This is a genomic window from Clostridium sp. L2-50, from assembly GCF_000154245.1.
In the GTDB taxonomy this organism is placed as follows: Bacteria; Bacillota; Clostridia; order Lachnospirales; family Lachnospiraceae; genus Coprococcus.
The window spans coordinates 44,100-57,339 of record NZ_DS480316.1 but is presented as its reverse complement, the minus strand read 5'-3'; the positions used below and the strand labels follow the sequence as shown (position 1 = coordinate 57,339).

General features: G+C 41.8%; 9 protein-coding genes. All 9 read right to left on the bottom strand.

Going from position 1 to position 13,240, the window contains the following annotated elements; genetic code table 11:
• Positions 1-70 precede the first annotated feature (70 nt).
• Positions 71-1,108: an electron transfer flavoprotein subunit alpha/FixB family protein gene (locus tag CLOL250_RS03445; RefSeq protein WP_446714946.1), complete on the bottom strand. Its 1,038-nt coding sequence runs from the start codon at positions 1,106-1,108 to the stop codon at positions 71-73.
• A 51-nt stretch (positions 1,109-1,159) separates the two neighbouring features.
• A complete protein-coding gene (locus CLOL250_RS03440) occupies positions 1,160-1,945 on the bottom strand; it encodes an electron transfer flavoprotein subunit beta/FixA family protein (protein ID WP_008400713.1) in 786 nt (261 codons plus the stop codon).
• A 16-nt stretch (positions 1,946-1,961) separates the two neighbouring features.
• Positions 1,962-3,128 carry an acyl-CoA dehydrogenase gene (locus CLOL250_RS03435; RefSeq protein WP_008400712.1) on the bottom strand — a complete coding sequence of 389 codons (1,167 nt, stop codon included), beginning with the start codon at positions 3,126-3,128 and terminating at the stop codon, positions 1,962-1,964.
• 36 nt (positions 3,129-3,164) lie between these two features.
• The gene (locus tag CLOL250_RS03430) at positions 3,165-4,037 is read right to left on the bottom strand and encodes a 3-hydroxyacyl-CoA dehydrogenase family protein (protein ID WP_008400711.1); all 873 of its coding nucleotides are present in this window, start codon (positions 4,035-4,037) and stop codon (positions 3,165-3,167) included.
• Positions 4,038-4,188: 151 nt separating this feature from the next.
• A complete protein-coding gene (locus CLOL250_RS03425; RefSeq protein WP_008400710.1) occupies positions 4,189-4,980 on the bottom strand; it encodes an enoyl-CoA hydratase-related protein in 792 nt (263 codons plus the stop codon).
• Between the two features lie 49 nt (positions 4,981-5,029).
• Positions 5,030-6,214, bottom strand: a complete 1,185-nt coding sequence (locus CLOL250_RS03420) for an acetyl-CoA C-acetyltransferase (RefSeq protein WP_008400709.1) — start codon at positions 6,212-6,214, stop codon at positions 5,030-5,032.
• A gap of 217 nt (positions 6,215-6,431) precedes the next feature.
• Positions 6,432-8,465, bottom strand: a complete 2,034-nt coding sequence (locus CLOL250_RS03415; RefSeq protein ID WP_008400708.1) for a YgiQ family radical SAM protein — start codon at positions 8,463-8,465, stop codon at positions 6,432-6,434.
• Between the two features lie 17 nt (positions 8,466-8,482).
• Positions 8,483-9,469, bottom strand: a complete 987-nt coding sequence (mreB, locus tag CLOL250_RS03410; RefSeq protein WP_008400707.1) for a rod shape-determining protein — start codon at positions 9,467-9,469, stop codon at positions 8,483-8,485.
• Positions 9,470-9,695: 226 nt separating this feature from the next.
• Complete coding sequence (locus CLOL250_RS03405; protein ID WP_147554279.1) at positions 9,696-13,232, bottom strand: hypothetical protein; 3,537 nt, start codon at positions 13,230-13,232, stop codon at positions 9,696-9,698.
• Positions 13,233-13,240 lie beyond the last annotated feature (8 nt).

Here is a 13,240-nt window from a genome sequence, read left to right as displayed (position 1 = left end):
TCATTTACACACAAACTGCCGGGTATAAAACCCGGCAGTCTAAAATGTCCATTTTCAATTATAAACTGAATTACTTGTTAGCAAGCTCAGCCTTGATTGCTTCTGTAAGAGCAGGAACGATCTTGTTCAGATCTCCAACAACACCATAATCAGCTACATCAAAGATAGGAGCATCCTCATCCTTGTTGATAGCGATGATGATATCTGACTCTTCCATACCGGCTACATGCTGGATCGCACCTGAAATACCAATTGCGAAGTATACCTGTGGACGAACTGTCTTACCAGTCTGACCAACCTGAAGCTCCTTTGGCTTCCAGCCTGAATCTACAACTGCACGTGAGCATGATACCTGTCCGCCAAGTACTTCTGCAAGATCATCAAGAAGCTTGAAGTTCTCTGCTGAACCAACACCACGACCACCTGAAACAAGGATCTTAGCGTCCATGATATCTTTGATATCTGAAACAGCCTTTGAGATTTCAAGGATCTCAACATACTTGTTGTTTGGAGTAAATCCAGGATTGTACTCGATCACTTCTGCCTTCTTGCCAGCTACTCTGTCAAGCTTCTGCATAACGCCCGGACGTACTGTTGCCATCTGAGGACGATTATCAGGACATGCGATTGTCGCGATTGTGTTACCACCGAATGCAGGACGTGTCATAAGAAGCTGATTGTGCTTCTGCTCCTGATTTGGAAGTGCAACAAGAGGGAAATCACCGATTTCAAGTAATGTACAGTCTGCTGTAAGACCTGTAGCTACTCTTGCTGATACTGTAGGACCAAGATCACGACCGATAGCTGTAGCACCAACTAAAACGATCTCTGGCTTGTACTCATTGATAACTGAAGCAAGTGCATGTGCATATGGCTCAGTTCTGTATTCTTTTAATTCTGGATCATCAACAACGATAACTCTGTCTGCACCGTACTCTGCAAGTTCGTCTACAAGACCCTTTACGTCGGAACCGATCAGGACTGCTGTAACCTTTTCATTAAGCTTATCTGCAAGTCTCTTTCCTTCACCGATCAATTCAAATGAAATACCACTTAACTTATTATCTACCTGCTGTGCAAAGACAAATACGCCTTTGTAGTTCTTCATATCTTCTGCGTTCATTGCGCCCATTTTATTCACCACTTTTCCTTTACTATATTAGATTACATGCTTATCTTTTAACTTGCCAACAATATAGCTAACTGCTTCATCTGGAGAATCAGGTACAACCTTCTCGCCTGCACCCTTTCTTACCTTATCAGAAGCCTTTGCAATCTTTGTTGGTGAACCTTTCAGACCAAGGTTTGAATCATCAACATCTACAAGATCTGCTCTGCCAAGTGTTGTGATCTCTGCATTAACTGCATCGAAGATTCCACCTGGAGTCATGTATCTAGGCTCATTTAACTCTGAAAGTGCTGTTACAAGGCAAGGCATCTTAGCCTTTAACATATGATATCCATCATCATACTGACGCTTAACGATTACGGAATCTCCGTCGACCTTGATCTCCTGTGCATATGAAATAACCGGAATTCCAAGATGCTCAGCAATCTGTGGTCCAACCTGAGCTGTATCTCCATCGATAGCCTGACGACCTGTAATAATAAGATCATAATCAAGCTTTCTGAGTGCTCCGGCGATTGTTGTTGATGTAGCCCATGTATCAGCTCCACCAAGAACACGATCCGTTACAAGAACGCCCTTGTCAGCGCCCATAGCGATTGCTTCCTGAAGAACATCTGCAGCCTTTGGAAGACCCATTGTAAGAACTGTAACTTCTGCTCCATACTGATCCTTTAATCTAAGTGCAGCTTCAAGACCTGCCTTATCATCAGGGTTCATGATTGTAAGCATTGCTCCTCTGTTTAATGTACCATCTGGGTTAAACTGAACGCCACCCTTTGTATCAGGTACCTGCTTTATACAAACTATAACCTTCACGTTAAGTACCTCCTAATTATTTTAATAAGTTTGCAGAAATAACCATACGCTGAACTTCTGAAGTTCCTTCGTAGATTTCTGTAATCTTAGCATCACGCATCATACGTTCTACATCATACTCTTTGATATAACCATAACCACCGTGTAACTGTACACACTTTGTTGTTACTTCCATAGCTACTTCTGCAGCATACAGCTTAGCCATAGCAGCTTCTACAGAGTATGAAGTCTTGTGATCAGCCTGGTACTGCTCTTTCTTCTTAGCTGCCTTGTATACCAGTAACTTAGCTGCTTCAACCTTTGTTGCAAGATCAGCAAGTACAAACTGAGTATTCTGGAACTGAGCGATTGAACGACCAAACTGCTTTCTTTCCTTAACATAGTCGATTGTGATATCAAGAGCACCCTCAGCAATACCAAGAGCCTGAGCTGCGATACCGATACGACCACCATCAAGTGTATGCATTGCAATACCAAATCCCTTGCCCTTCTGTCCGAGAAGTGCATCCTTAGGAATACGGCAGTCTGTGAAGATAAGTTCATATGTGGATGAACCACAGATACCCATCTTGTTTTCTTTTGTTCCGAATGTAAATCCCGGAGTGCCTTTTTCTACGATAAATGCTGAAATCTCTTTCTGCTTTCTACCACGTTTTTCAATTGTACCTGTAACTGCAATGATAATATATACATCTGCTTCTTTACCATTTGTAATGAAACACTTAGATCCGTTAAGAACCCACTCATCACCATCAAGAACAGCCTTTGTCTGCTGACCCTGTGCATCTGTACCAGCACCCGGCTCTGTAAGACCAAATGCACCAAGCTTTCTACCGGAAGCAAGATCTGGGAGGTACTTAGCTTTCTGATCTGGTGTACCGTATGTCTGGATTGGATCTACACACAGAGATGTATGTGCGGAAACAATAACACCGGTAGTACCACAAACCTTTGAAAGTTCCTCAACACACATAACATATGTTAAAGGATCACAACCCTGTCCACCATCTTCCTTAGAAACAGGTATTCCTAAGAAACCATACTTTGCCATCTTCTCTACTGTCTCTCTAGGGAATCTGTGATTTTCATCAATTTCCTGAGCAAGAGGCTTTACTTCATTCTGCGCAAATTCTCTGAATAAGTTCTGCGCCATTTCATACTTCTTGTCTAAAGCGAAATCCATTCTATTTCTTCCTCCATAAATATATTTATCAGTCAATTACTGAGCATCAACTGGTGTCTTTGTGCGGTCAGCATTGTATACATAGAATCCCTTACCACTCTTAACACCAAGGTTGCCGCCACGTACCATCTTACGAAGTAATGGACATGCACGATACTTGCTGTCGCCTGTCTCGTTATAGAGTACATCCATAATAGCAAGACAGATATCAAGACCAACGAAATCACCTAATTCAAGAGGTCCCATTGGATGATTTGCACCAAGTTTCATAGCTGCATCGATACCAGCGATATCTGACACACCTTCCATCTTGATAAATGCAGCTTCATTGATCATTGGAATCAAGATTCTGTTTACAACAAATCCGGCAGCTTCATTTACCTGTACAGGTGTCTTACCGATCTCTTCTGAGATCTTAACGATCTTATCAACAGTCTCTGCCGGTGTGTTAACACCTGCGATAACTTCGATAAGCTTCATTCTGTCAGCTGGATTGAAGAAGTGCATACCGATCATAGGACGGGTAAGACCATTTCCAATCTCAGTGATGGAAAGTGAAGATGTATTTGATGCAAATACACACTCTGGCTTGCAGATCTTGTCAAGCTCAGAAAATGTTGTCTTCTTAACTTCCATGTTCTCGAAAGCAGCCTCTACGATAAGGTCACAATCTGCGCATAAGTCTTCCTTAATACCCGGAGTGATGCTGGCAAGAATACCATCAACCTTCTCCTGTGTCATCTTTCCTTTTTCAACAAGTCTGGCATAACCTTTAGCGATCTTGTCCTTACCGCCTTCAGCCCATTCCTGCTTAATGTCGCAAAGTGCTACTTCATATCCGTCAACCTGAGCGAATGCCTTAGCAATTCCCTGACCCATGGTTCCTGCACCAATAACGCCAACTTTCATTTTAATATCCTCCTAAAAATTATTTTTAAGCAAACATGAGAAATTCATATACGTTTCGTTTGACATGCTTACTTTGGTATATCAAACATTTAGGATGGTTGATTTCGATTTCAAAATAACCACCCTAAACGTCAATATCAAGATTGTTGATTTATTTATTCTGGAAAGGAACAACCTTTAATTTCTTTTCCTTATCTTTCTCAAGGAAGTTGCCCATTCCTGCCTTCTGATCCTCTGTCTCGAAGCAATCGCCGAATAATTTCTCTTCTACAACGATTGCCTGATCCATATCAACCTGTAATCCATCATTGATTGCTTTCTTACAGTTACGAACTGCGATCGGAGCATTTGCTGCGATGATAGAAGCCATCTTCTTAGCTGCCGGTAATAACTCCTCTAATGGATATACAGCATTTACAAGACCGATTCTGTATGCTTCATCAGCTTTGATATTTCTTGCTGTGTAGATCAGCTGCTTTGCCATTCCTGCACCTACAAGACGGGCAAGTCTCTGGGTTCCGCCAAATCCAGGTGTGATTCCAAGGCCAACTTCAGGCTGACCAAATACTGCGTTCTCAGAACAGATTCTGATATCACAGCTCATGGAGATCTCACATCCACCACCAAGTGCAAATCCATTTACGGCTGCGATTACAGGGATTGGGAATGTCTCGATCATGCGGAATACGTCATTACCCTTTTTACCGAAAGCTTCGCCTTCAGCCTTTGTAAGTGTTGACATCTCTCCGATATCTGCACCTGCTACAAATGATTTCTCTCCTGCACCGGTAAGTACAAGACATCTTGTTGTATTCAGGTCAACAGCTTTGAATGTTGCATCCAGTTCTTCAAGAACTGTGCTGTTTAATGCGTTTAATGCCTTTGGACGATTAATAGTGATAACACCAACAAATCCGTCCTGTTCATATGTTACGAATTCCATCGTTTATCTCCTTATATAGAAATGTAATATGGTTTTTCAGCCGACCGGATTAGTCTTCGATCTTAACAACTGTTGAGCAGCCCATACCACCGCCGATACAAAGTGTAGCAAGACCTGTCTTAGCACCCTTTGCCTGCATCTCATGAAGAAGTGTAACAAGGATACGGCATCCTGAAGCTCCTACCGGATGTCCAAGTGCGATTGCACCACCATTTGGGTTAACCTGCTTGTCAACATCAAATCCAAGATCCTTAGCTACTGCAACTGACTGAGCTGCAAATGCTTCGTTTGCTTCGATGATATCGAAATCTTCAATCTTAAGACCTGTCTTAGCCATTACTTTCTTTGTTGAAGCAACTGGTCCGATACCCATGATAGATGGATCAACACCACCAAGAGCACCTGCTACCCATGTAGCCATTGGCTTAACACCAAGTTCTTTAGCCTTTTCCTCGCTCATAACAACGATAGCTGCTGCACCATCATTGATACCTGAAGCATTACCTGCTGTTACGAAACCATTTGGATTGATAGTTCTGAGTCTTGAAAGTGTCTCAACTGTTGTACCAGGTCTTGGTCCCTCATCCTTCTTGAACTCAACCATCTCTTTTTTCTTCTTAACCATAACTGGAACGATCTCTGCGTCAAATGCACCTGACTCCTGAGCTGCTACAGCCTTCTGCTGGCTCTTTGCTGCAAACTCATCAAGTTCTTCACGAGTAAGTCCCCACTGCTCACAGATGTTATCAGCAGTCTTGATCATATGGTAATCATTGAATGCATCCCAAAGAGCATCATGTACCATTGTATCTACAAGTTTACCATCATTCATTCTGTATCCGAAACGTCCCTGCATTACAGCATATGGAGCCATTGACATGTTTTCCATACCACCTGCTACAACGATATCAGCATCTCCTGCTTCGATCATCTGAGCAGCCATATTTACACAGTTCAGACCTGAACCACAAACAACATTAACTGTAACAGCAGTTGTCTCAATTGGAAGACCAGCTTTGATAGATGCCTGACGTGCAACATTCTGTCCAAGACCTGCCTGGATTACACAACCCATATATACATGATCTACCTGATCTGCAGGAACTCCTGCTCTGTTTAAAGCTTCCTTGATAACGATTGAACCAAGTACCGGAGCTGGTGTTGTGCTTAATGATCCGCCCATAGTACCGATAGCTGTACGGCATGCGCCTGCTAATACAATTTTCTTTGCCATAATAATGAAATCCTCCGTAATTTTTTATAATGTAAGTGTTATATCATGGTACATTTATGCTGTAAACGGCACAATAATGACCATTATTGACATAACAGCACACTTTCTGGCTACATTCTAGCACAAAAGAAAGTACCACGCAACCAAAAATGAAATGCACGCATTAGAAATCATTATTTTTTCATTTCTGGTTATTTTCTTAATTTTATATAAAATATCAGTGTTTTTTCTTTCCTGTTTTCTGTTTTTGATATTTTTTATCATTTTGTCCTGCAGGTTTCCCGGTTCTGCTGTTTCTGTTATCCTGCCCGGATTTATAACTTCCTGAATTTTTACCGGATTTATCCTGTTTTCTATGATTACTGTTCTTGTTATTCTGATTCCGTGTTGCCTGTCCTGACGGATTCTTTTTATGGACATCTTTATATCCCGAAGTATTCCTATCCATCTTTCTCGGAGTGATCAGACAATGTTTTTCGAATCCGATCAGATCTTTCCGTCCTGCCTTTATCAGGGCTTCCTTTACCAAATCATAATTTTCCGGTCTTCTGTACTGGATCAGTGCACGCTGCATTGCTTTCTCATGTGGGTCTCTCGCAACATATACCGGTTCCATCGTACGCGGATCTACTCCTGTGTAATACATACAGGTCGAGATCGTTGATGGTGTCGGATAAAAGTCCTGTACCTGCTCCGGCATATATCCGATATCACGGATATATTCTGCCAACGCTACTGCATCTTTTAACGTAGAGCCTGGATGTGAGGACATAAGATATGGTACTGCATATTGTTTCAATCCATACTGCTCGTTGATCTTCTCATATTTTTTTATAAATGTCTCATATACCTGATTCGATGGCTTACCCATGTACTTTAAGACATTATCTGAAATATGCTCCGGCGCAACCCTTAATTGTCCGCTGATATGATACCGGCAAAGCTCCCGTAAGAAGGTATCATCGTGATCCGCAAGCAGATAGTCAAATCGAATACCGGATCTTACAAATACCTTCTTCACCCCGGGTATCCGTCTTAATTTACGAAGCAGCTCAACATAATCTTTATGACTGGCATTCAGGTTCTGACATGGTTTTGGAAACAGACACTGTTTATTCTGGCATACGCCGTATTTCATCTGTTTTTCACATGCCGGATGTCTGAAATTCGCCGTAGGTCCTCCAACATCATGGATATATCCTTTAAACTCCGGATCTTTCGTCATGCGCTTTGCTTCTTCAATGATCGACTCATGACTTCTGGTCTGAACGATCCTTCCCTGATGAAAAGTTAGTGCACAGAAGCTGCATCCGCCAAAGCATCCACGGTTGCTTGCCAGACTGAACTTCACCTCTGCTATAGCCGGGATTCCCCCATCCTTTTCATACATCGGATGATAGGTGTTCATGTAATCATACCCATATACGTCATCCATCTCCATCTGTGTGAGCGGATATGCCGCAGGATTCTGAACAACATATCCCCGGTTGCCATATCCTTCCACCAGCACTTTTCCGGAATATGGATCTGTATTGATATACTGTGTATAAAAGCTTTCTGCATATTTTAAACGGTCTTCCTGAAGTGCTGCATAATCAGGCAGGATCACCGGAGCTTCTACACCGGACAGATCTTTTGTCTTGTAGACTGTTCCTCTGATAAATGTAATATCCCTGACATCTATTCCGCTGTCTAACGCATCTGCAATCTCGACCATGCTATGTTCACCCATGCCATAGGAAATCAGATCTGCCTGTGAATCGATCAGAATTGAATGCTTTAATTTATTCGACCAGTAATCATAGTGTGCAAGTCTTCTGAGACTTGCTTCAATCCCACCAATAATGATCGGAACATCCTTATACGTTCTACGGATCAGATTGCAATATACCACTGTTGCATAATCCGGTCTCAGCCCCATCTTTCCACCGGGAGAATAGGAATCCATACTTCTATGTTTTTTTGAAACAGTATAATGATTGACCATAGAATCCATATTGCCACCGGAAACCAGAAAACCAAGTCTTGGTCTGCCGAATACATCTATGCTCTTATCATCTTTCCAATCCGGCTGTGGAATCATACAGATCTTATATCCATGTGCTTCCAAAACTCTGCTGATAATTGCCGGACCAAAAGAAGGATGGTCCACATAAGCGTCTCCGGTAATAAACACGAAGTCCGGCTGTTCCCATCCTCTTTCTATCATATCTTTTTTATTCACCGGCAGAAAATTATGTGTATTTGTCATTTTCTTTTCTCTGCTTTCTATGCATCTTCTTTTCTTGCTGCAATATCAACCGACATACCGGCACCAAGTGCAACTGCTTCTAACGCTTTATCCGAAACATACGTATCAATTCCCGTTTTTTCCTTGATCAGCTTATCCATTCCATACATCAGGCTGCCACCACCGGTCAGAACAATCCCATTTACCGATATATCCGCAACCAGCTCCGGCGGAGCCGTCTCAAGTACACCATGAATCGCCGTCAAAATATGAGAAGTTGTATCTGCAAATGCTTCTATTGTCTCATTTGCCGTGATCGTGATCGCCTTTGGAAGTCCCTTGATCAGATCTCTTCCCTTTACAACATAGGTGATGTCCTCCGGTCTCTCATAGACCGATCCTACCGCTATCTTTGCTTTCTCCGCAGTTTGTTCTCCGATCAGAAGATTATACTTTCTTCTGATATATCGGATCATCGATGCATTATAATCATCCCCCGCTGCTTTAATCGAACGGCTCTCTACAGCCCCTCCAAGTGATATAACTGCAATATCTGTTGTTCCTCCTCCGATATCAATGACCATATTTCCTTTGGCTTCCTCTATATCAACTGCTGCACCGATTGCAGCCGCAAGGGGTTCTTCCATAACATAAACACTCTTAGCTCCTGTTCTGTAAACAGCCTCTTCTACAGCTCTCCGCTCCACTTCTGTGACTCCGCTGGGAACACAGACACATATTTTCGGTCTGCCAACCCCGGTTCGTTTCTCCATAGCACTGCGGATAAATGCCTTTAACATCCGCTCTGTAACAATATAATCTGAAACTACTCCTTTTACGAGCGGTCTTACAACTTCGATTGATTCCGGTGTCTTTCCGATCATCTTTTTTGCTTTATTTCCAATCGCAATAATGCGTTTCGAACTTTTCTCATATGCAACAACAGACGGTTGGTTGATGACAACCCCACGACCTTTTACATATACCAACACATTCGATGTCCCCAAATCTATTCCTATATCCATACTATCTTATATCTCCTTTAAGTTTGACAACCATAAGAAACAACTTTCTGCTCGTTTCTTACGTTATCGTACCGGTTGTAAAAATCTCACATAAATACAGACTTTGATAACCGATCTGCGTAAAAAAAGTGCCAAGTTTACAATAATAAATATTATAAACATTGGCACCATTTTTTTCAACCAAAATATAAACTGGAAAATGTTATCCTACGATATTCACTTTTCATTACTTTATATCTGTCTTCATAACTTTCTTTGCTTCAGGATTCCTTGCATCTGCTCGTTCCATCGCTTCGTCTACAGCAGTTAACAACCTGTCAATATTACCAGTCTCCATCGCAAGAAGTAAATTCTTGATATTACCCTCAATACCATCTTCATATTTATACCCTTTTTCAATGATATATTCTTTGGCAATTACAATCATATTCTCTTCTTTAATCTGATCAAAATAAACACGATTGTTAAAGCTTCTTGCCTGTGTCATATTATCTGCAAGCATCTTGCTAAGTGCAACCTTTTCACCGGTAAGAATTATCTTAACATCATTCTTCTCCGAAGAACAAAGATCAACCATCTCTTTGAAACGCTCAGGTGTTATAAGTCCTGCACTCTCAACGATCAGGCATCCGCCTTTCAATTTTGTAACCGCACCGGCAAGCTTACCGCTATTGATTACTTTTGCTCTAACCTTTGCCTTTGCAGGTGATGTACAGAAACCAAGATCATAATAACACTCAGCAAAATCTTCTCCAACCTTTGATGAACCAAATCCATGCAGACCGAGAATAACGAGATTCTTTGAGCGTTTCGGATCCACTTTCATTGTCTGAAGAACATTCACAATCTGTGCGCCCGCAGGATTTACACAAAGATACTTATACAGATACTTTGCTTCCGATGGCAGGGCTTTCTTCATTTCCTGATTAATCTCACTCTGTTCAGCTTCTACAGCGGCTTCATCCGTTGCTTCTAAGGATACATCTATCTTAGATGCTTCTTCTACCTTTCCTGCTTTTAAAAGTTCAACCTGTTTTCTTGCTTCTTCTTCCTTCTTAACAGCTTTTTCAAGAACCTTTGCAGCAGCGGCAGCTCTGCCACTTACTTCTTCCAATTGCTTCTTTGTACTGATTTCTTCTTTCAGAAGAGAATCAAGATCATGCTTCTTTTTATCTTCTGCTTTCTTAACTGCCTCTTCATTTGCAGCTTTTCTGGCAACGACACGTTCTTCCTGTTCAGTCTTCAAACCGGCAATCTTCTGTTTTAGTTCTTCTTCTTTCTTCTTGGCATCATCAAGCAACTTCTGTGCTGTTTTCTCTGCTTCCTTCTGGGCATCAACAGCTTCCCTCTCTGCAGTCATTGCAGCGGACTGAACTTTCTCAAGTTCTGCAGCCTCTCCTGCTGCATATTTTTCTTCTTCATCTGCAAGGAACTTCTCGCGTGCATCCTCTCTGGACTTCTTATCCTTATCCAGTTTCTCTCTTCCATCTGAAGCAGCCTTTTCAGCATTCCGGATCTCTACTTCTTCTTCAATCTTAGCCTTCTCCAGAATTTCTTCTGCTTCTTCCTCTGCATTTTCTGCCTTGGAAAGAAGATCTTCTGCCTCTACTACGGATTTCTTTGCTGCATCAAGTGCCTGCTGTGCTTCAGCCTTTGCTGACTTAAAGGATTCTACATCTTTCTTTGTCGCAACAATATCATCGTTTGTTGTCTTCTTTTCTTTATTGAGTAAATCAATTTCAGACTGGAATTTCTTCTTATCAGCTTCACCCTTTGAAATTCTGGACTCTGCCGCTGCTTTTGCTGTTCTGGCTTCTTCCAGTTTCTTCAACGCTTCAGCTTCTTTTGCTTCTGCTTCTTTTAATGATTTCTTTGCTGAATCAATAGCCTTTGTTGCTGAATCATTGTTATTCGTCGCAGTCTTAAGTTTGCCTTCACTCTCAGCAAGCCTGCTTTCAAGTCCGGCTAATGTCTTTAATGACTCCGACTCCATATCTGTTGTATTCTTAAGGTTAAGAGCTGCTTCTTCCTCCGCCTTCTTGGAATCTGTGAAGATAACACCTGCACGCTGCTTATTCTTTTCTGCATCGTCCATCAGCTTCTTAGCTTTGTCATTCTGTGTCTCTTTCTTCTTCTTGGCAGCATCAATTGCTTTCTTCTTATCTTCCTCTAATTTTACGGAAGCCGTTTCTGCATCCTTGCAAGCCTTTGTATACTCAGCTTCGTGTTTTTCAATATTTGCTTTCTTAGCATCTGCAAGCTTTTTGATCACTTCATCAGCTGCAGCCTGTGCATCATTGATGATTTTCATCTTGATAGTCTCAGGATTGCTCTCCTTTAATACCTTATCTGAATCATCCTTTGCTTTCTTATTAGTATCTTCTATCTCTTTATTGATAGCTTTTACTTTTGTTTCAAGCTCTGCATTTTCTTTTGCTAAGAGTTTCTCATCAGCCTTCTTCTTTGCATCGAATTCTGCCTTCATCTTATCTTCATAAGCGGCTTTTTTCTTTGCACATTCTTCAAGCTGTGATTTCAGTTCTTTTTCTTCTTTTTCAGAATCTGCAATCGTCTTCTTGGCTGTTTCAACGACATTCTTTGCATCCTGAGCCTTACGTTCAGCAAGTTCGATAGCCTGTTTTTTCTTGGTCTCGGCTTCAACCTTTGCCTTTTCAGCCGCAGCCTTCTTACGTGCCTCTTCTGCTTTCTTTTTGGACTCTTCCTCTGCTGCTTTACGTTTAGCTTCTTCTGCAGCTTTTTTCTTAGCTTCTTCTTCAGCTTTTTTCTTAGCTTCTTCCTCTGCCTTCTTCTTAGCTTCTTCTTCTGCCTTTATACGTGCAGCTTCTTCTTCGCTGGTTTCATCAATATTGGAGAGGTTCTCAATACCGGCTCCAAGGAAGTCTTCATCTTCATCGTCATCATCTATATCATACATAGATGAAACATCCGCGTCATCTTTGTTTCTGTCAGGTAAAATACTGAAAAGATCACCATTATTGTCATTTCCTTTTTTAGTCTTAACCTCTTTCACCTTAACATTCTTGCCCGGTGTCCATTCAGCATCATCTGAAACAACAGATGTCATATCATCTTCGTCAAATCGTTCTGCTTCATCAGATAACGTTGTCTTATCTTTACCTTTTATCTTATTCGGTTCAAGGGAAGCATTCATATTCAAAGTCGAACCAAGACCGCCTCCTGTCGCACCCGGTTTTCCTGAAAGGCCTTCTCCTGAAGGTGCACTACCAAGTCCACCAAGTCCGCCGGCTCCTTCTCCAAGGCCACCGCCAAGTCCGCCGAGACCGCCATAGCCTTCTCCAAGGCCACCACCAAGTCCGCCGAGGCCACCACCAAGTCCCTCATCGGCAATACCACCGAGGTTAAGACTGATCTTTGGCATTTCCTGCTTTTCATTCTTTTTCTCTGTTTTAGCTTCACTCTCTGCCTCTATATTATTTGTATCCGGCTTTTCAGCTTCAGCTTCTTTGTTCTCTGTCTCTTCAGGCTCATCCTCATGAACAATACCTAATGCTTCTTCTCTCTTACGACGCTTCTTCTCCTCAATTCGCGCAAGTTCTTCAGCAGACAAAGTCTTGTATTGGCTCTTGCTTCCACTATCTGAAGTTTTCTTTTTATTGCTGCTCTTATTCTTCAAAGCCTGTTCTTCTTCAAGTCTTTTCTGCTTTGCAGCTTCAGCAGCCCTTTCTTTTTCAAGCTGTGCTTTAATCGCAGCAATCATAGCTTCTGTTTGATCTATAGCCAATTTGTACG

Excerpts from the sequence above, each read along its gene's own strand:
- CLOL250_RS03445 (WP_446714946.1), bottom strand. The coding sequence starts at position 1,108 with ATGAAGAACTACAAAGGCGTATTTGTCTTTGCACAGCAGGTAGATAAT.
- CLOL250_RS03435 (WP_008400712.1), bottom strand. The coding sequence starts at position 3,128 with ATGGATTTCGCTTTAGACAAGAAGTATGAAATGGCGCAGAACTTATTC.
- CLOL250_RS03430 (WP_008400711.1), bottom strand. The coding sequence starts at position 4,037 with ATGAAAGTTGGCGTTATTGGTGCAGGAACCATGGGTCAGGGAATTGCT.
- CLOL250_RS03425 (WP_008400710.1), bottom strand. The coding sequence starts at position 4,980 with ATGGAATTCGTAACATATGAACAGGACGGATTTGTTGGTGTTATCACT.
- CLOL250_RS03420 (WP_008400709.1), bottom strand. The coding sequence starts at position 6,214 with ATGGCAAAGAAAATTGTATTAGCAGGCGCATGCCGTACAGCTATCGGT.
- CLOL250_RS03415 (WP_008400708.1), bottom strand. The coding sequence starts at position 8,465 with ATGACAAATACACATAATTTTCTGCCGGTGAATAAAAAAGATATGATA.
- mreB (WP_008400707.1), bottom strand. The coding sequence starts at position 9,469 with ATGGATATAGGAATAGATTTGGGGACATCGAATGTGTTGGTATATGTA.